This is a genomic window from Pseudomonas fluorescens (assembly GCF_902497875.1).
Lineage (GTDB): Bacteria > Pseudomonadota > Gammaproteobacteria > Pseudomonadales > Pseudomonadaceae > Aquipseudomonas > Aquipseudomonas fluorescens_BR.
Window position 1 is genome coordinate 60211 of sequence record NZ_CABVHY010000010.1, and the last position, 18824, is coordinate 79034.

Below are 18824 nucleotides of genomic sequence, written 5' to 3' on the forward strand. Positions count from 1 at the left end.
TCTCAGTTTTTGAACCAATGGCATAACCAAGCTGGTTATACTCTTGAAATTGTTCGAAAACGGATACAGGCCATGACTGAAGTTGCCCTTGCTCCAGCAACCCCACACACTCCGTCTGTTATCCGGCTGCTGCTGGGCAAGCTGGCCATCAGCTACACCGAAGTGCTTGACCATCCCGGCCTTCCCGCCGCGCGCAAGGTCCAGGCAGTTCTGCTGGACGACGCCGTCGGCGTGTTGATGGTGCTGTTTCCACAAAGCCAATTGCTCGATCTCAACCGTCTCTGCGAACTGACGGGCCGACGCCTGACGGCGGTGCCGCAGGATCGCCTGGAGCGCATGCTCGGCAAACACAACCTGAGCCTGCTGCCGGGTTTGCCGAGCCTCACCAGTTCACCCTGCCTCTATGAAGAAAGCCTGCTGCGCGAACCTAGTCTGCTGATCAATTCCGGCGAGCCGGAGTTGCTGCTGGAAGTTTCCCGGGAAGACTTCAAAAACCTGCTGAACAAGGCCAGCGCCGCACACTTCGGCGAGGCCTTGAACGCCATCCGCCCGAACCTCGACCGCCCCCACGATGACCGCGAGGAAATCACCCAGGCGGTGCAGGCCTTTACCGCCAGAAGAATTCAGCAACGCCTCGAAGAGACCATCGAGATCCCACCGCTGGCCGAAACTGCGCAAAAAATCATCAAATTGCGAGTCGACCCCAACGCCACCATCGACGACATCACCGGTGTGGTGGAAACCGATCCGGCCCTGGCCGCGCAAGTGGTGAGCTGGGCGGCATCGCCGTACTACGCCTCGCCAGGCAAGATTCGTTCAGTGGAAGACGCGATCGTTCGCGTGCTCGGTTTCGATCTGGTGATCAACCTGGCGCTGGGCCTGGCCCTGGGCAAAACCCTGAGCCTGCCCAAGGACCATCCACAACATACGACGCCCTACTGGCAGCAATCGATCTACACCGCCGCGGTCATCGAGGGCCTGACCCGCGCCATGCCCCGCGCCCAGCGCCCGGAAGCCGGCCTGACCTACCTGGCAGGCTTGCTGCACAACTTCGGCTATCTGCTGCTGGCCCACGTCTTCCCGCCGCACTTCTCGCTGATCTGCCGCCACTTGGAGGTCAATCCGCATTTGTGCCACAGCTACGTCGAGCAACACTTGCTGGGCATCAGCCGTGAACAGATCGGTGCCTGGCTGATGCGCTACTGGGATATGCCGGAAGAACTGTCCACTGCCCTGCGCTTCCAGCACGACCCAGGCTACGACGGCGACTATGCCGCCTATCCGAACCTGGTGTGCCTGGCGGTACGCTTGCTGCGCAGCCGCGGCATCGGCTCCGGCCCCGAGGAAGAAATCCCCGACGCTCTACTTGAACGTCTGGGCATGAGCCGCGACAAAGCCGAAGACGTGGTCGGCAAAGTGCTCGAGGCCGAGGTGATGCTGCGCGAACTGGCTTCGCAGTTCAGCCAGCATTGATCCGGCGCCTGCCAAATCGCCAAGACCGCAGCCTGCGGCAGCTCCTGCGCCAAGCCGGTTCACCTTTGAAATAACAGGGGGTGCGCAAACCTCGAGCTGCCGAAGGCTGCGATCTTTTAGGCCGCACAGCGCTAAACTGACTAGCCTCAAGCCGTCGCCTTTTTCCTCGGCTTCAAATACTTGGTCAACCCCTGGAACCAGATCACCAGCGCCGGGTTGCCCTTGATCTGGATCGACTTATCCTGGATCCCGGTCATGAATGCCAATTGCTTGTTCTTCGCCTGCATCGTCGCAAAGCCGTATGCAGCGTCTTTAAAGGCAATGGCAAACGCCGGCGTTGGGTAAACACCCGAACTGCTGGTAATTCGCTGGTCTTTGACGAAGAAGTGACGAGCCACCTTGCCGTCAAGGGTCTGCAACTGGAACACCAGTTCTTTATCAGCCAACTGCTGCTGAAACGCCGGGTTATTACGGCTGGCTTTACCCATCAGCAGGCCCAGCATCCAGAGAAGAAAACGAAATTTCATGCACACGGCCTCGTGGAGTTATTGGATGGCCGTGGGAGTTTAACGGTTTAACAGTAGAACGCCACCGATCTCCTTCGTTAGAAGGAGATCGACTGATTTTTAGCACTTATAGCAACAAATTACTACAAACCGCGCGTAGACATTCGATCAAGACGGTGGCACCCGTGTCACCCATACTGACTAGCGATTCAGTTCTTCCTTGATTCGTTGAAACCGCGACTGGGTCACCGCGTCGGTGTCATGCGGTCAGAGCATCGCGCACAAAAGGTTATAAAGTCAGACCACATCGATATAAGTGGTTATAAAAAAAATCGCTATGCTGCCGGCCTGATATTTGTGTGGTCACGCTTGATTTGCAGGTCTTGCTAATGGATTTCGGTAATTTGGGTTTTGTCGTTGCAGGCTTGGTGGTCGGGTTTATTGTCGGCATGACTGGCATAGGGGGTGGTTCTTTAATGACGCCCATTCTTTTATGGTTTGGCATTAATCCAGCCACTGCCGTCGGGACAGACTTGCTTTATGCGGCCATCACCAAATCCGGCGGTGTATTAGTTCATAAAAAGAACGACAACATAGACTGGAAAATTACCGGCTGGCTGACCCTTGGCAGTGTGCCGGCGGTACTGCTAACGCTGTGGTTTCTGAAAAGTTTGCATACTGACACCCAAGCGATGAATTCGGTTATCAAACAGGCCTTGGGCTTCGTTTTGTTGCTGACTGCACTGGCCATTTTCTTCAAGAAACGATTGCTGGCATTTGCCCAGAAGCATGCAGGCGACCACTATAAGCTCAGTGACTCGAACCTGAACATATTGACGGTAGTCACTGGCCTGATACTCGGCACAATGGTAGCACTCACCTCCATCGGTGCTGGCGCATTGGGTACTGTGGCGCTGTTTATCTTGTACCCTTTTCTTTCCACCAAGCGTTTAGTGGGGACAGAAATCGCCCACGCAGTGCCCCTGACATTAGTCGCCGGTTTGGGCCATGCGAGCATGGGCAATATGGATTGGCATTTATTAGGCTACTTACTGATAGGATCCCTGCCAGGGATTTACATTGGCAGTCATTTATCTGGCCGCGTTTCTGACGAAATATTGCGTCCTTGCCTGGCCGTCATGCTGATTTTCATTGGTTCCAGGTTGGCGTTTTGATCCAGCTGTAAGACTCACGCCAAACATCACCCAAGCGCCTGCTCTTCATTCATAGCTTGTAGCCGATCTGTCGCAACAGATTCTTGCGCCACACAATGTCTTCGTCGCCTTCAATGTCAGTGGCACACAAGCCATCCACCACGCCCAGGACCGCCCGCCCTTGCGCGGTTTCAGCCAGAATCACTTCGGTTGGATTGGCGGTTGCGCAAAAAACCCGGCAGACCTCTGGGACCATCTTGATGGTATTCAGCAGGTTCAACGGATAAAAACCTTCCCCAAGAAAAATAATGAAGCTATGCCCGGCGGCAATGGCTTTTGCATTCTTCTGGGCCAGTTCGATCATGGCCGTATCGGTGCCGGACCAGCGCACCAGGCACTTGCCAGAAGCTTCGCAGAAGGCCACTCCAAACTTGATACCTGGCACGGCACCCACCAACGCTTCGTGGATGTCCTCGACGGACTTGATGAAGTGTGTCTGACCAAAAATGAAGTTCGTCTCTTGCGGCTTATCGATTTTCACAGTGAACAGTTGCATTCCAATCTCTCCTTTGCCGAAGTTGCCTGACGCTGCAGAGGCAGCTGAGGTTTTCCGGGTCTGGCGCCTTGAAAAAGAGGCAGAATTATTCAGCGAAAATAAGCCTGCCCCTTTTTCCTCAGCGCTATTGGGGTGCCGGCTATTACTTGCCGACCGCAGCTGCCAGTAGCGGTCCTATCTGCTCATCGGTCATCGCCGGGTGAATCTCCATGCTCATGAGGTCACTCCAATCGAGCACCCATTTCTGGATCAGAGCCACATCACTGGCCTCGGCGACACCAAAGCCGCTCATGCGTCCTACTGCATGCCAGCGTCCCAGCATCTTCACACCTGCTGGTGGAGCGCCACCGGTTTTGAGAAAACGCTCTATCGCGCTGTTACGCCGTTCGGGACTGATTGACCAACTGACAATGAATAACATCTGCCACCTCCAGACAAGGATGGGCACCTGCTGTTCTTTTCGCGCACCTGGCTGGCGCCGCGGCCACGGCCACGCGTCTGTTTCCGGTCCGCCTACTGGCCGGCCGCAAACGACTTCACCCATGGGAAGGAATAGCAGCCTCCCGCCCCTCGCGTATGACCACTGATCACGTTTTCGCCACCTATACTCAAGACAGCGTGGTCGAACGTACTGGACGTTCCATTCAGTATCTTTTCTAGGGGGGGCTGCGATTTTGAATCTGCGCTCCCTGATCGTGACCCTGCTCGTCGCCTTGACAGTGGCGGGGGCCGGATGCGCCACGAAAGAACGCCCCCCCGAGCTGAAGCCGCAGGTGCTGATCTCGGAAAACACCTGGCGACGGGTCGATCAGGACATAGTTGCTGCCTCCAAAGACGCTACAGACCAAGCCAAGATCTACACTCGCGGCTCTATGGATCACTGGCGCCTGCGCGTCTACCAGCGCACCGAGGAAGACTTCATTCCGTGGTTCAGCAACTACTGGACCCAGGAATGGCTGTCCATGAAGGTGACCTGGTACACCATAAGCGCTGGAAAAGACGAGAAAGACCGTTCGACAAAACGATTGGCGGCCTATCTGCAGGAGCAATACCACGATCGAGTACTCGCCCCCGTCGCCGTGGAGATCGATCCCGATGCGATCATGGGGCAGGCGACGGAATTCTACGTTCAACTCCTTAGCACACAACTACAGGCTATAGCCCGGCGCTACGGTGTCCCCGTGCAACAACTCAATCGTCGGCTCAACGACATTCCAGCGATCACCCTGGCGCCCCCACCCGCCAACAACGCTTCGCTCTACCAGGTACTCCACACCGAGCCCATCGCCACGCTGCCAGCCTATATGGCCCTGACCGATCAGATCCATGCTGTCGCGGCCAAAACCGGCGCCAATACATCGGATACGGCCATATCGACAGTGGCGAAACGCACCAGCGAAAAATTCGAGGCGCAATTCGCCAGCCGAGGTATCGCCAGCGCCGCGGCCGCGGCGGCCGGCCGGGTAGCAGGCATGATGATCTCCATGGGCGCGGCAGGTATTCGCGCCATGGCCCACGAGAGTGATCGGCCGGAAATGGAAGCGCAGGTTCGGCAAAACCTCGGCACAGCCTTTGACCAGGCGTGGCTCAAGCTGGTCAAGAGCCCTACCACCGGGGTCATGGCATCGGTCCTTTACCTGGCCGGGCAAATCGAAGGAAGTCTCACCAAAGCCATTGAAATGCCGGTCAGATTCGGACCGGTACCGCGAGAAATCCCCCTGCCGGGCCAGGAGGCTGTGCAGGAGCAAAGAACTGACGAGCAAGTTCCTGTCGACGATGGAAGCACGGGTGAACAACCCGACTTGAGCGCTGACAGCGTGGATCACGCCGCAGGTGAATAACGGGTTAGAAGCCTGGGGGCTGTGTTTTAACGGATCGGGCAAGCGAAAACTGTCCTACAGTCTAGTGGCAGTCGGCTATCTGACACGACGCTCCCCCGACCTTAAAACAAGAGACTCGACCCATGACCTTCGAACCCTTTGCCAAATCGCTGATTGCGACGGCATTCGTCCTTGGTTTCACCTGTGCACAGGCTGCTTCGCAAGCCCCGGTCGCTGCCGAAAACGGCATGGTGGTCACCGCACAGCATATTGCTACCCGCATCGGCGTCGATATCCTCAAGGATGGCGGCAACGCAGTCGATGCCGCAGTGGCGGTCGGCTATGCGCTGGCGGTGGTCTACCCGGCGGCAGGCAACCTTGGCGGCGGCGGATTCATGACGATCCAGTTGGCCGATGGTCGCAAGACCTTCCTCGACTTCCGCGAAAAGGCGCCCCTGGCCGCCACCGCGAACATGTACCTCGACAAGGATGGCAATGTCATCCCGGACCTGAGCACCAAGGGACACCTGGCGGTTGGCGTTCCGGGGACCGTGTCCGGCATGGAACTGGCGCTGGAGAAGTACGGCACGATGAAACGTGGCCACGTCATCATGCCGGCCATCAAGTACGCCGAGGACGGCTTCGTGCTTGATCAGGGCGATGTCGACCTGCTCGCAACGGCGACTGACGTATTCAAGAAAGACATGAACGATTCGGGCTCGATCTTCCTGAGCAACGGCGAGCCGCTCCAGGTCGGCCAGAAGCTGGTGCAAAAAGACCTGGCCAAGACCCTGCGGGAAATTGCCAGCAAAGGTGCTGACGGTTTCTACAAGGGCTGGGTCGCCGAGGCTATCGTCGCGTCAAGCCAGGCCGGCAAGGGCATCATCGCTCAGGCCGACCTCGACAACTACAAGACCCGCGAACTCGCGCCGATCGAATGCGACTACCGCGGCTATCACATCATTTCTGCTCCGCCGCCGAGCTCGGGCGGGGTGATTATCTGCGAAATCATGAACATCCTCGAAGGCTATCCGATGCCAAGCCTGGGTTATCACTCGGCTCAGGGGCTGCACTATCAGATCGAAGCCATGCGCCACGCCTATGTTGACCGCAACAGCTATCTGGGCGACCCGGACTTCGTGAAAAACCCGGTGGCGCATCTGTTGGATAAGGATTACGCGGCCAAGCTGCGCGCCGCCATCGACCCGCAAAAGGCCGGCGTTTCCCAAGAAATCAAACCCGGGGTCGCGCCTCACGAGGGCAGCAACACCACCCACTACTCGATCGTCGACAAATGGGGAAATGCGGTGTCGGTGACCTACACCCTCAACGACTGGTTTGGTGCCGGGGTCATGGCCAGCAAGACCGGCGTCATCCTCAACGACGAAATGGACGACTTCACCGCCAAGGTCGGCGTGCCCAACATGTACGGGCTGGTGCAAGGCGAAGCGAACGCCATCGCCCCAGGCAAAGCCCCGCTGTCGTCAATGAGCCCGACCATCGTTACCAAGGACGGCAAAACCGTGATGGTCCTGGGCACGCCAGGCGGCAGCCGGATTATCACCGCCACCTTGCTGACCATGCTCAACGTCATCGACTACGGCATGAACATCCAGGAAGCGGTCGATGCACCGCGATTCCATCAACAGTGGATGCCGGAAGAGACCAATCTCGAAACCTTCGCCGTCAGCCCCGACACCCAGAAAATACTTGAAAGCTGGGGCCAGAAATTCACCGGCCCACAAGACGCCAACCACCTCGCGGCGATACTGGTCGGAGCGCCGTCGCTCGGCGGCAAACCGGTCGGCAAAAACCGCTACTACGGCGCGAACGATCCGCGGCGGGGGTCCGGGTTGTCGCTAGGGTATTGAATGAGGTGAAGCCCTGTTTCAGGGCCGGAGCAGGTTCAGTCTGATTGCGTTGAATCTGCGCCGTGTGGCCCCTCGCTAAAAGCGCTTCGATCAAAAATGTTATTGAGCACGCTCTGTAGGCTACCGTGGCCTTCAGCCGTGTGCGTCCAATAATTGAAATCAGGGTCTATCCATTCTTGTAGTTTGGTTTCGTAACTGGCTGGGTATTGCGCCTGCTCGATACCCGGTAAAGTTTTATAATGATCAAGTACGTCAGTAAAGAACTGGGTAAGCTTTCCTGTGGCATCATATTCAGCCCCCGCCTTGGCGATGACCGTTTGACGCCATACTTCCTCTTGGCGAGACGCCTCACTCGAGGCTGCTCTTTTTTCATTGACCGTGAAGGTCCCGCTGTCATTAAACGTAATCACCGCAAGCTGATCTCGTGACAGCCCAGCGAAAGGATTTGTTCCGCTCCCGTTTTCGAACAGTGTCGCTTTCCAGGCGCGAGCCAGATGTTCAGGATTCCTGGTACTCGGAACCTCCGCGTCATTTTTGGCCTTGTTAGCGTGGTAGCCGTCCCCCGTGATGCGACCGAATAATTGGACGGCTCTTGCGCCGAGCTCCTGCCTGCTCAGCCCTGAATCGCGCGCTTCAGCACGTCTCGCACTTTCACTTAACTGCTGAGCAAGCAATGAAAGCGAACTGACACCTTCGATTTTTTCCGTGACACGAGTTGTTGCACTGGAAATGGTTCTTGCGACAGATTGAGTCGAGGGGGTAGGGATACTGGCAGCCTGTTTATTATTGATCAGCATCGAGCCGACTGAAATGACCATTATGAGTGTTCTCCTTGTTATTAAATCTTCTTGGGAATGTCATTGCAGCACTATGGTTATCGGCAGCTTAAAACTGTAGTTTTCTGGCGCACAACGCTAGCTTGCGCTCCACGATGGGTGATAAAGCTTGTAACTTTTTCACGACTTAGTGCCGAACCTGCAAGGGGTGCCTGCGGCAATTGTCAGCGCTACGAGAAGTGCCTTTGATACTTTCATGGGTGTCGCTCCTTGGCTTAAATTGTCATTCCGTTGTAAACCCTTGAACTAATTTGATAGTAATCGATGGGCTTTAATCGTGCATCTGATACCCTTGTAGGTTGTTTCTGGCTGTAACGAAGGTCGCGTCTGACACGTTCAGTAAAGTGGTGGGAAACTAAAAACCGAACAAAAGAAATGCGGGGAGTTCATTTACGCATTGCACGAAATTTGCCTCCGACCTTCGTATTTTAACTTTCTATATTGCAGCCACTCTTGTACTTATTACTCTTCCGCGTTCCGACGTTCGCTTGATTGCGACCCATAAAAAATATGCCCTCTTTCTAAAAACCCGCATTGCTGCGGGCGTCTTATTCCAGCTCGCTAACACCCGTCTCAGGCTGCCCCCATCCCTCGCCGCTCAATCACCCCGAACACATCAGTGACGTCCTGAATCATCAGGCGGGCGACATTGACGACGGTGCTGATGTCGCGCTCCGCTTAGTCGGGCAGATTGGTGCAGGCCATCAGGGTCAGGTAGTTGAGGACGGTGTGCAGGCGTTCGCTGACGCAGGCGTGCAGGTCGCTTAGCGGGGCCTGGCTGTCGATCATCAGGACGGGTTCGTCGGTGACGATGTTGGTGAAGGGGATGAAGCGGTCGAGCGAATTTTGGATGGTCATAGGTGAAATCTCATTTCGAATTAATGAAATGCCACCTTTCGCTGCGAAACAAAAATGGGTGGCAGCTGTGCGCGGGTTCGCAGACCGAGGAAATGAATAAACCCGGCAGACCCGAAGGTCTCCCACGCACAGCCGCCATAAAACGAAACGCAGGCGAAATCTGCCCATGTTGTCTTTTGACGGTGCTGGTAAAACATTTCTGTAAGGGCTGCGAAACCCTGTCGCTGACCGGAGTCAGCAGACGGGCGAACTATAAGCGGCGGGCTTTGGTGTGTGCAACCAGGCACTAGACGGGTGCGCTGTCCCCCTGTGGCGAGGGGGCTTGCCCCCGCTGGGGCGCGCAGCGGCCCTAATTCGGTCATTGCGCTGTATCTGGGAGGACCGCATCTACAGATTTTACGACTGCTTCGCAGCCGAACGGGGGCAAGCCCCCTCGCCACAAAAGCATCATTCCCACATGTATTGCAGCCCCTACGGGGGCATGTGCGGAACCAGAAACTCCGTCAGCAAAACCCACGCCCACAAAAAATGGGCACCCAACCCGGTTGGCATGCCCACTTAAATACCGCTCTCCCCACTATCCGGGGAGTCCGCATCCGCTACGGATTGACGCTATCTTTAAGCGATTTGCCCGGTTTGAAGGCAACGGTGTTGCTTGCCTTGATTTTCACAGGCTCACCGGTTTGCGGGTTTTTGCCGGTGCGGGCACCACGGTGGCGTTGCAGGAAGGTGCCGAAGCCCACCAGGGTGACACTGTCTTTACGGTGCAGAGCGCCGGTGATTTCTTCGAGAACGGCGTTGAGAACGCGATTGGCTTGTTCTTTGGTGAGATCAGCTTTTTCAGCAATGGCGGCTGCGAGATCTGGTTTACGCATAGTGAAGCCTCTTTGACGGTTTTTTGTTGTTATGTCCGTGCTGTTCTTCCGGAACAGCGCCCAAGGCGCCGCAGGCTCTACTCTGCGGCAGACGGGAGTGAGGATGGCACGCCGACAGCAGTGGCGCCAGTCTCCCCGCGACCTTTGTAGGGCCAAAAGAGTGGTGTATCCGACAGAACGACCAGCATTTATGCCAGCAGTGCTGGAAGCTCCCTGTTTAGAGCGAGTTTTTCCATAACGGCGCTGCCGGTGAGGGCATAACCCAGCAGTTTGCCGCTGGCGTCGTGGCACAGCGCCTTGATATCGCCGCCCTCGCCTTCGACTGTCCAGATGCCTTCCGACCCCCGTGGCGGTGGTGAAACGACCAGCGGGCAGACGGGTGTTTTCACGGTGATCGGCATGGGGCCATAGTTGACGATCGTCGGGTGGCCAGCCAGGGTCTGGGCCAGCGCACGGGCGCAGCTCATCAACGGCATGACGTACAGCAGGTTCAGCCCGTCGACTTCGGCGCAGTCGCCCAGGGCGTAGATATTGGCGTGGGAGGTCTGCAGATGACGATCAACCACCACCCCGCGATTGACCACCAAACCGGCCGCTGCCGCCAGGTCGATGCGCGGGCGCAGGCCAATGGCTGAAACCACCACATCGCAAGGGATGACCTGACCGTCGGAGAGGTGCGCCTCAAGCCCGTCCACGGTGCGCTGCAAACTATTGAGCACCGGCCCGAGGTGGAAACGTGCTCCGAGGCTTTCCAGCCCGGCCTGGACAGCTGCGGCGGCAGCCGGATGCAGCAAGGTCGGCATCACCTGCTCGCACGGCGCCACCAGTTGCACGTCATAGCCGCCGAGGATCAGGTCATTGGCGAATTCACAGCCAATCAGCCCGGCGCCGAGCAACAGCACCCGGTGCTTGCCGACAGTCGCTGCGCGAAAGCGCGCGTAGTCTTCGAGGTCGTTGATCGGGAAGATCGCCTCAGGCGCATCGCCTTGCACCGGCACCCGCACGGTTTCCGCGCCCCAGGCCAGGATCAGGTCACGATAGGCCACGGCCTCTTCGCCGATCCACAGGCGTTTGTGGCCCGGATCAATGCCGCTGATGCGGGTATGGGTGCGGATCTCGGCCTTGAGTTGCTCGGCCATGGCCCCGGGTTCGGCCATACTCAGGCCGTCGGCGTCCTTGTTTTTGCCAAAGCCGGTGGACAGCATCGGCTTGGAGTAGGAGCGACCATCATCTGCGGTAATCAGCAGCAGCGGAGTTTCGCCATCGAGTTTGCGAAACTCCCGGGCCAGGTTGTAGCCAGCCAGCCCGGTGCCGACGATCACGACAGGTGCGTTCATGCCTTTGTCCTTTTTATAGTGATTCGAAAAGCTTCAATTAACCGATTTCGATCATTTCGAAATCCATTTTGCCCACGCCGCAGTCCGGGCACAGCCAGTCTTCGGGAACATCTTGCCACAGGGTACCCGGCGCGATGCCGTCGTCTGGCCAACCGTCAGCCTCGTTGTAAATGAGGCCACAGACCACACATTGCCACTTCTTCATTACATGTTTCCTCAGGTTCTCGGGCTTCGCTGGCGCGGACGGTCGATGGGGCATTACCAATGACACTTGGGTTGCCGTCCGGCTCAGGGGCGTTTTGTACTGATCGGGATCGCCAGATGCAAGCTCGTTCGACGCATGGGCCGCAGCCGATCAGGCTAAATCGCCTGTCGACATGGTAAGCTCGCCGCCTCATTTGCTGCCAATAATGACTCTCTGTGCCGCACTCAATACCCTGCCCCCCTGCTCCCGTCTGGTTGCCGCAAAGCCGGCTGATGCCCCTCCCCGACGCGCAAACCCTCGACTGGCTGTTCGATGAAGGCTCACTGACCCGCCGCCTGACCCGGCTGTCGAATGACGGCTTCAGTGTCACTCCGCTGTTCGAAGGCTGGCAAACCTTGCGTGATGACGAATGCACCGCACTGGTCCTGCCCGCCAAGAGCGAGGGCTGGGTCCGCGAAGTGTATTTGCGCGGTCATGGCCAGGCCTGGGTGTTTGCCCGCAGCGTCGCGGCGCGCAGCGCCTTGCAGGATGGCGGGTTGAATATGGATGAACTCGGCAGCCGCTCGCTGGGCGAGCTGTTGTTCTGCGATCAGGCGTTTCAGCGCCGCGCCATCGAGGTCTGCCATTACCCGCGGCAATGGTTACCCGCCGAATCCCAGGCCCCCGGGCTTTGGGGACGGCGCTCGCGTTTTGACCGGGGGGCCTTGAGCGTGCTGGTGGCCGAGATATTCCTTCCGACCCTTTGGCTCGCCGCAAGCGCCCATCCGGAGAACTGTTGATGTACCTGAGCCTGCTCAAATCGCTGAATCGCCTGAACCCACGGGCCTGGGACTTCATTCAACTGACCCGCATGGACAAGCCGATCGGCATTTACCTGCTGCTGTGGCCGACCCTCTGGGCGCTGTGGATTGCCGGCAAGGGTTCGCCGTCGCTGAGCAACGTGGTGATCTTCGTCCTTGGCGTCGTGCTGACCCGTGCCGGTGGTTGCGTGATCAACGATTGGGCCGATCGCAAGGTCGACGGTCACGTCAAACGCACTGCGCAGCGTCCGCTGGTCAGCGGCAGGATCGGTTCCAAAGAGGCGCTGGTGTTCTTTGCCGTGCTGATGAGCCTGAGCTTTTTGTTGGTGCTGTGCACTAACTCGACGACCATCTGGCTGTCGTTCGGCGGGCTGGCGTTGGCGTCCTGCTACCCCTTCATGAAGCGTTACACCTACTACCCGCAAGTGGTGCTGGGCGCGGCGTTCTCCTGGGGCATGCCGATGGCGTTCACTGCCGAGACCGGTGACCTGCCGGCCGCCGCGTGGCTGCTGTACATCGCCAACCTGCTGTGGACCGTGGGCTACGACACCTATTATGCCATGACCGATCGCGACGACGACCTGAAGATCGGCGTGAAATCCACGGCGATCCTGTTTGGCGATGCGGATCGGGCGATCATTCTCACCTTGCAGGGACTGGCCCTGGGTTGCCTGTTGCTGGCGGGGGCGCGCTTCGAACTGGGCGGCTGGTTCCACCTCGGGCTGGTGGCGGCCGCGGCGTGTTTTGTCTGGGAATTCTGGTACACCCGCGGAAAAGATCCGCAGCGCTGCTTCAAGGCGTTTTTGCACAACCATTGGGCAGGTTTGGCGATTTTTGTCGGGATTGTGCTGGATTACGCCATGCACTGACGGGTAGATCCTGTGGGAGCGGCGGTGCGGCGCTCCCACAGATGCCTTGAGTCGGCTACTTCTGCGACTCGCGCATCACGTGCCAAACGTTCTTCATGCCGTCGCCCTTCATCTCTCCCGGTTTTTCGTCCTTCACAAAGGTGTACAACGGCTTGCCGTCGTAAGCCCATTGCATCTTGCCGTCATCACGCTTGATGGTCGTCCACTTGCCTTCGGCTTTGGCGCCCGCCGGAGCCATCAACGGTGGCCAGTTCTTGGCGCAGTCATCGTTACACATCGACTTGCCAGCACTGTCTTTGTCGAACGTGTACACCGCCATGCCTTTATGGTCGACCCCTATGCCGTCTTTCATCATTACGGGCTCTGCGGCAAACGCCAGCCCCGGCAGGGCCAGTGCGGCAGTCACCAATAGCGCTTTCCAGGAAATAGTGCAGTGAGACATGGAAACCTTCCTTTTGTGGTTGTCAGGATTCGGACTTAAAGCTTAGTTCAGGAACACGCGGATCGCCGGGGCGCTAAAATACTGTCACACGACTGCAATAATTCCGTTATCTAATGCGGCGCAAGACAGTTAAATGACAAGAGGACTGAGCATGGTTGGCAGGAGCATTCTGATAGTCGACGACGAAGCGCCCATCCGCGAGATGATCGCCGTTGCGTTGGAAATGGCCGGCTACGACTGCATGGAGGCAGAAAACTCCCAGCAGGCCCATGCCATCATCGTCGACCGCAAGCCCGACCTGATTCTGCTCGACTGGATGCTCCCCGGCACCTCGGGCATCGAATTGGCCAGACGTCTCAAGCGCGATGAGCTGACCGGGGATATCCCGATCATCATGCTCACCGCCAAGGGCGAAGAGGACAACAAGATCCAGGGCCTGGAAGTTGGCGCCGATGACTACATCACCAAACCCTTTTCCCCGCGCGAACTGGTCGCCCGCCTCAAGGCCGTACTGCGCCGCGCCGGCCCGACCGAAGGCGAATCGCCGATCGAAGTCGGCGGCCTGCTGCTCGACCCGATCAGCCACCGCGTGACCATCGACGGCAAACCGGCCGAGATGGGCCCCACCGAATACCGCCTGCTGCAGTTTTTCATGACTCACCAGGAACGGGCCTACACTCGCGGGCAACTGCTCGACCAGGTCTGGGGCGGCAACGTGTACGTCGAGGAGCGCACCGTTGACGTGCATATTCGTCGGCTGCGCAAAGCCCTCGGCGAGGCTTATGAGAACCTGGTACAAACCGTGCGCGGCACCGGCTATCGCTTTTCCACCAAAGGCTGAGCTGCTTTTCACCCCGCCAGACAAGCTGACAAGGACGCGTGTTTAAGTGAACCAAAACTGGCATGGCACCCTGATTCGCCACATGCTGCTCCTGATCACCGGCTGTTTGCTGGTCGGCTTGATCAGCGGCTACTACGGCCTGAGCCTGGCCATTGGCCTGGCGATTTATCTGGCCTGGACCCTCAAGCAGCTACTGCGCTTGCATCAATGGCTACGCCTGCAAAAACCCGACGAAGCACCACCCGATGGCTATGGCCTGTGGGGTGAAGTGTTCGACAGCATCTACCACCTGCAACGCCGCGACCAGCGGGTACGCGGGCGGCTGCAAGCGGTCATCGACCGGGTCCAGGAGTCCACCGCCGCGTTGAAAGACGCCGTGATCATGCTCGACAGCGACGGCAACCTGGAATGGTGGAACCGCGCCGCAGAAACCCTGCTCGGCCTGAAAACCCCGCAAGACAGCGGCCAACCGGTGACCAACCTGGTACGCCACCCGCGCTTCAAAGAGTATTTCGAACAGGACAGCTACGCCGAGCCGCTGGAAATTCCTTCGCCGATCAACGATCGGCTGCGCATCCAGCTGTACATCACCCGCTACGGCAACAATGAACACTTGATGCTCGTGCGCGATGTCACGCGTATTCATCAGCTCGAACAGATGCGCAAAGACTTCATCGCCAACGTTTCCCATGAGCTACGCACGCCGCTGACAGTAATTTGCGGTTACCTGGAAACCTTGCTCGATAATGTTGACGAGGTGAACCCGCGCTGGACCCGCGCCTTGCAGCAAATGCAGCAGCAAGGCGGACGGATGCAGACCCTGCTCAATGACTTGTTGCTGCTGGCCAAACTGGAAGCCACCGACTACCCATCGGACAACCAGCCAGTGGCGATCGACAGCCTGCTGCAATCAATCAAGAACGATGCTCAGGCCTTGTCCGGGCAACGCAATCAACGCATCACGCTGGAAGCCGATCCGTCGATTCTGCTCAAGGGCAGCGAGGCCGAATTGCGCAGTGCGTTCTCCAATCTGGTGTTCAACGCCGTGAAGTACACCCCGGCCGAAGGCAACATCCATATTCGCTGGTGGGGCGACGAACAAGGCGCACACCTCAGCGTGCAGGACTCCGGCATCGGCATCGACAGCAAACACCTGCCGCGTCTGACCGAGCGTTTCTACCGCGTCGACTCCAGCCGCAACTCCAACACCGGCGGGACTGGCCTGGGCCTGGCCATCGTCAAACACGTGCTGTTGCGCCACCGCGCACGGATGGAGATCAGCAGCGTACTGGGCCATGGCAGTACCTTCACCTGCCATTTCGTGCCCGTCCAAGTGACGAAATCCAGGGCCAGTTCCCTGACCGACTAGCCACACAAGCCACTACCCACTAGGCAATCGCCCTGTCAGCCGCTACATTGGCTGACTTGGGCCTGCCTTTCAGGCACAGCAATCCTCCTTCTTTCGAATTTACGGAACCCGCAAAACTCCACCATGGACCCATCCCCTAGTTTCACCCTTGCGACACTCTTCGCCGATTTCGGCATGATCCTTTTTGCACTGGTCCTGGTTTTGCTCAACGGCTTCTTCGTTGCCGCCGAATTCGCCATGGTCAAACTGCGCTCGACCCGGGTCGAGTCCATCGCCGATACCAATGGCTGGCGCGGGCAGATCCTGCGCACCGTACACAGCAAGCTCGACGCCTACCTGTCCGCCTGCCAGCTGGGTATTACCCTCGCCTCCCTGGGGCTGGGCTGGGTCGGTGAGCCCGCCTTCGCACACCTGCTGGCGCCGCTGCTCAGTGCGGTCGGCGTGGACTCCGACGAAGTCGTCAAAGGCGTGTCGTTCTTTACCGCCTTTTTCATCATTTCCTACCTGCACATCGTGGTCGGCGAACTGGCGCCGAAATCCTGGGCAATTCGCAAACCCGAGCTACTGTCGCTGTGGACCGCGGTGCCGCTGTACCTGTTCTATTGGGCGATGTACCCGGCCATTTACCTGCTCAACGCCAGCGCCAATACCATCCTGCGGATCGCCGGCCAGGGCGAACCCGGCCCCCATCACGATCATCACTACAGCCGTGAAGAACTGAAACTGATTCTGCACTCCAGCCGCGGCCAGGATCCGAGCGACCAAGGCATGCGCGTACTGGCCTCGGCCGTGGAAATGGGTGAGCTGGAAGTGGTCGACTGGGCCAACTCCCGCGAAGACCTGGTGACCATCGAGTTCAATGCCCCGCTCAAGGAAATCCTTGCGCAGTTCCGCCGCCACAAATTCAGCCGCTACCCGGTCTACGACACCGAGCGCAATGAGTTCGTCGGCCTGCTGCATATCAAGGACCTGCTGCTGGAACTGGCGGCGCTGGACCATATCCCCGAATCGTTCAACCTCGCCGAACTGACCCGGCCGCTGGAGCGGGTATCCCGGCATATGCCGCTGTCGCAATTGCTCGAGCAGTTCCGCAAGGGCGGTTCGCACTTCGCCCTGGTTGAAGAAGCCGACGGCAACATCATCGGCTACCTGACCATGGAAGACGTGCTGGAAGTGCTGGTCGGCGATATTCAGGACGAACACCGCAAGGCCGAACGCGGCATCCTCGCCTACCAACCAGGCAAGCTGCTGGTGCGTGGCGACACGCCGCTGTTCAAAGTCGAACGCCTACTGGGCATCGACCTGGACCACATCGAAGCCGAAACCCTCGCCGGGCTGGTCTACGAAACCCTGAAACGGGTGCCGGAAGAGGAAGAAGTGCTGGAAGTCGAAGGCCTGCGGATCATCATCAAAAAGATGAAAGGCCCGAAAATCGTGCTGGCCAAGGTGTTGATGCTGGATTGATCGCAACGCGGGCGACCGCATGTGCATTGAAAAAGATCGCAGCCTCGCTCTGCTCGACAGCTCCTACGGGGGGGGGATCGCATGCACCTTAATCACGGGTGTAGCGAGGCCTCTGTAGGAGCTGCCGCAGGCTGCGATCTTTTGCTTTCCAGCATCATTGCTTACCCAACGCAAAATTCGGCAGGTTGCCCACCGACTGATTGAACTGGTACGGAATCGACACCAAGCCCAACCCGGTATTGCGCTGCACCACGAAGTGCAAATGCGGGCCGCTGCTGTTGCCGGTGTTGCCCGACAGCGCCAGCGGGCTGCCCACCGCCACCCGCTGCCCTTCCCGGACATTCACCGAACCTCGCTTGAGGTGCAGATAGACGCCCATGGTGCCGTCGTCGTGCAGCACCCGGACAAAGTTGCCGGACGGGTCGGTACCGCGCCCGGTCTGGGCATTCTCGGTCCTCACCACTACCCCGCCACGGGCCGCGATGATCGGTGTGCCTTCCGGCATGGCGATGTCCATGGCGTAACGATTCTTGACTCCGAAGTGGCTGTACTTGCCATTGGCCCCTTGCGTCAGGCGAAACGGCCCACCTTGCCAGGGCACCGGATAACGATAGGCCTGGGCCGCCCCTGAGGGGTCTCCCAGCGAATAACGGAAGCTTGGGGTATAGGTCAGCGGTTTGCCGGCTCGCGTCGCCGTGAGCAGCGCCAGACGCACGTTGCTGCGCGCCGGCAAAACCCGGCGGATCGGCCGACTCGGCGCGCCGCTGACATTCTTCAGCCCGACGAAACTCAGCTCGATCTCCACCGGGGCATACAAATCGTTGCGCACAAAGACGCTATCCTCACCCTTGTGCTTCTTGATATCGAGACGTACCTGACGATCCAGTTGCTCGACCATTCGATCGCGAAACACGAACACCTTCGAGGCGCCGTTGGGACGGTCACTGTAGGAGACCGAACCATTGATATCGATGGTTTTGTAGATCGTCGTGGCCCCGGCCGCAGTGGCGACCATGAAAAGACCACAAAAAAGCAGCAATCGCGCGAGCATGGGCAAGAATCTGTCGAGTAGGGCGTGGAAAGCAGACTAGCAGCTGCAATGGACTCACGAAGTCGGCAGATGTTTCAAAACCGGATAAACGGGATCGCAGGGTATCAGGCGGTAGCTACCCGATATCGGGCTCATCGTTTCGTAGCGCTCAGCGCTGTATTGCAACGCGAGCCATGGATGCCCATGAGCATCGACATGATCGACTTTCCAGGCAAGACCCGAGTCCAGCAGAATGCGATAGCCGCGTTGCTCGTCAGCACTTAAACCCACCGGTATATGGGTGATCTGAATGGAGTGACCCATCCAGACCAGCGTGCCCTTATTGGCAATACCCTGACTTAAACCCTCGCAACACTCACACAGCATGTGTCGATTCCTGTGGATTAACCAGGACGCGATCATGCCAACCATTCTACTGTTCAGGAACAGCGAGGCTTCCTGATTAGATGTAGGAATCGTCTTCAATAAGCATCAGGAAGGGACGTAACCGCTGCGAC

At 58.2% G+C, this 18824-nt stretch carries 19 protein-coding genes and 1 pseudogene; 9 read left to right on the plus strand and 11 right to left on the minus strand.

Annotated features, from left to right (window positions below; genetic code table 11):
- Nucleotides 1-72: 72 nt before the first annotated feature.
- Nucleotides 73-1473: an aminoacyl-tRNA deacylase and HDOD domain-containing protein gene (locus F8N85_RS11825; protein ID WP_150803800.1), complete on the plus strand. Its 1401-nt coding sequence runs from the start codon at nucleotides 73-75 to the stop codon at nucleotides 1471-1473.
- Nucleotides 1474-1619: 146 nt separating this feature from the next.
- Here the strand turns inward: F8N85_RS11825 and F8N85_RS11830 are convergent, their stop codons facing one another.
- Entirely contained in the window at nucleotides 1620-2000 is a 381-nt protein-coding gene (locus tag F8N85_RS11830) for a helicase (RefSeq protein WP_150803801.1), read from the minus strand.
- A gap of 368 nt (nucleotides 2001-2368) precedes the next feature.
- On the opposite strand from F8N85_RS11830, the gene F8N85_RS11835 reads away from it, so the two are divergent.
- Complete coding sequence (locus F8N85_RS11835; RefSeq protein WP_150803802.1) at nucleotides 2369-3154, plus strand: sulfite exporter TauE/SafE family protein; 786 nt, start codon at nucleotides 2369-2371, stop codon at nucleotides 3152-3154.
- A 49-nt stretch (nucleotides 3155-3203) separates the two neighbouring features.
- Here the strand turns inward: F8N85_RS11835 and F8N85_RS11840 are convergent, their stop codons facing one another.
- Together F8N85_RS11840 and F8N85_RS11845 are read right to left on the minus strand one after the other, a co-directional pair.
- Nucleotides 3204-3689 (minus strand): adenosine-specific kinase, encoded by a 486-nt coding sequence (locus F8N85_RS11840; protein ID WP_150803803.1) that lies wholly within the window; start codon nucleotides 3687-3689, stop codon nucleotides 3204-3206.
- A gap of 142 nt (nucleotides 3690-3831) precedes the next feature.
- Nucleotides 3832-4110, minus strand: a complete 279-nt coding sequence (locus F8N85_RS11845) for a DUF3303 domain-containing protein (protein WP_150803804.1) — start codon at nucleotides 4108-4110, stop codon at nucleotides 3832-3834.
- A gap of 253 nt (nucleotides 4111-4363) precedes the next feature.
- Here F8N85_RS11845 and F8N85_RS11850 point away from each other — a divergent pair, with 253 nt between their 5' ends.
- Entirely contained in the window at nucleotides 4364-5530 is a 1167-nt protein-coding gene (locus F8N85_RS11850; protein WP_191636164.1) for a hypothetical protein, read from the plus strand.
- Between the two features lie 122 nt (nucleotides 5531-5652).
- Nucleotides 5653-7380, plus strand: coding sequence for a gamma-glutamyltransferase (gene ggt, locus F8N85_RS11855; RefSeq protein ID WP_150803805.1), 1728 nt, complete (start codon nucleotides 5653-5655; stop codon nucleotides 7378-7380).
- Between the two features lie 35 nt (nucleotides 7381-7415).
- Here ggt and F8N85_RS11860 read toward each other — a convergent pair whose 3' ends face one another.
- The 5 genes and pseudogenes from F8N85_RS11860 to F8N85_RS11885 form a co-directional block, all read right to left on the minus strand.
- Entirely contained in the window at nucleotides 7416-8198 is a 783-nt protein-coding gene (locus F8N85_RS11860) for a hypothetical protein (RefSeq protein ID WP_224795672.1), read from the minus strand.
- 591 nt (nucleotides 8199-8789) lie between these two features.
- Nucleotides 8790-9074, minus strand: a pseudogene (locus tag F8N85_RS11865) (fructose-bisphosphate aldolase).
- Nucleotides 9075-9673: 599 nt separating this feature from the next.
- Nucleotides 9674-9949 (minus strand): HU family DNA-binding protein, encoded by a 276-nt coding sequence (locus tag F8N85_RS11875; protein ID WP_003195589.1) that lies wholly within the window; start codon nucleotides 9947-9949, stop codon nucleotides 9674-9676.
- Between the two features lie 188 nt (nucleotides 9950-10137).
- On the minus strand, nucleotides 10138-11286 hold the full coding sequence (locus tag F8N85_RS11880; RefSeq protein WP_150803806.1) for an NAD(P)/FAD-dependent oxidoreductase: 1149 nt from the start codon (nucleotides 11284-11286) through the stop codon (nucleotides 10138-10140).
- A gap of 37 nt (nucleotides 11287-11323) precedes the next feature.
- Complete coding sequence (locus tag F8N85_RS11885; RefSeq protein ID WP_032856748.1) at nucleotides 11324-11491, minus strand: rubredoxin; 168 nt, start codon at nucleotides 11489-11491, stop codon at nucleotides 11324-11326.
- Nucleotides 11492-11706: 215 nt separating this feature from the next.
- Between F8N85_RS11885 and F8N85_RS11890 the strand changes: the two genes are divergently transcribed.
- Complete coding sequence (locus F8N85_RS11890; RefSeq protein ID WP_150803807.1) at nucleotides 11707-12270, plus strand: chorismate--pyruvate lyase family protein; 564 nt, start codon at nucleotides 11707-11709, stop codon at nucleotides 12268-12270.
- On the plus strand, nucleotides 12270-13160 hold the full coding sequence (ubiA, locus tag F8N85_RS11895; RefSeq protein ID WP_150803808.1) for a 4-hydroxybenzoate octaprenyltransferase: 891 nt from the start codon (nucleotides 12270-12272) through the stop codon (nucleotides 13158-13160). Before F8N85_RS11890 ends, ubiA begins: the two co-directional genes overlap by 1 nt.
- Nucleotides 13161-13215: 55 nt before the next feature.
- Here the strand turns inward: ubiA and F8N85_RS11900 are convergent, their stop codons facing one another.
- On the minus strand, nucleotides 13216-13602 hold the full coding sequence (locus F8N85_RS11900; RefSeq protein WP_150803809.1) for a hypothetical protein: 387 nt from the start codon (nucleotides 13600-13602) through the stop codon (nucleotides 13216-13218).
- Nucleotides 13603-13753: 151 nt separating this feature from the next.
- Between F8N85_RS11900 and phoB the strand changes: the two genes are divergently transcribed.
- The 3 genes from phoB (at nucleotide 13754) to F8N85_RS11915 (ending at nucleotide 17276) form a co-directional block, all read left to right on the plus strand.
- Nucleotides 13754-14443: a phosphate regulon transcriptional regulator PhoB gene (phoB, locus tag F8N85_RS11905; protein ID WP_150640783.1), complete on the plus strand. Its 690-nt coding sequence runs from the start codon at nucleotides 13754-13756 to the stop codon at nucleotides 14441-14443.
- 82 nt (nucleotides 14444-14525) lie between these two features.
- On the plus strand, nucleotides 14526-15812 hold the full coding sequence (phoR, locus tag F8N85_RS11910; RefSeq protein WP_263596374.1) for a phosphate regulon sensor histidine kinase PhoR: 1287 nt from the start codon (nucleotides 14526-14528) through the stop codon (nucleotides 15810-15812).
- Between the two features lie 123 nt (nucleotides 15813-15935).
- Nucleotides 15936-17276, plus strand: coding sequence for a hemolysin family protein (locus tag F8N85_RS11915; protein ID WP_150803811.1), 1341 nt, complete (start codon nucleotides 15936-15938; stop codon nucleotides 17274-17276).
- A gap of 154 nt (nucleotides 17277-17430) precedes the next feature.
- Here the strand turns inward: F8N85_RS11915 and F8N85_RS11920 are convergent, their stop codons facing one another.
- The gene (locus F8N85_RS11920) at nucleotides 17431-18327 is read right to left on the minus strand and encodes a peptidoglycan DD-metalloendopeptidase family protein (RefSeq protein ID WP_150803812.1); all 897 of its coding nucleotides are present in this window, start codon (nucleotides 18325-18327) and stop codon (nucleotides 17431-17433) included.
- A gap of 54 nt (nucleotides 18328-18381) precedes the next feature.
- Entirely contained in the window at nucleotides 18382-18729 is a 348-nt protein-coding gene (locus tag F8N85_RS11925) for a hypothetical protein (protein WP_150803813.1), read from the minus strand.
- Nucleotides 18730-18824 lie beyond the last annotated feature (95 nt).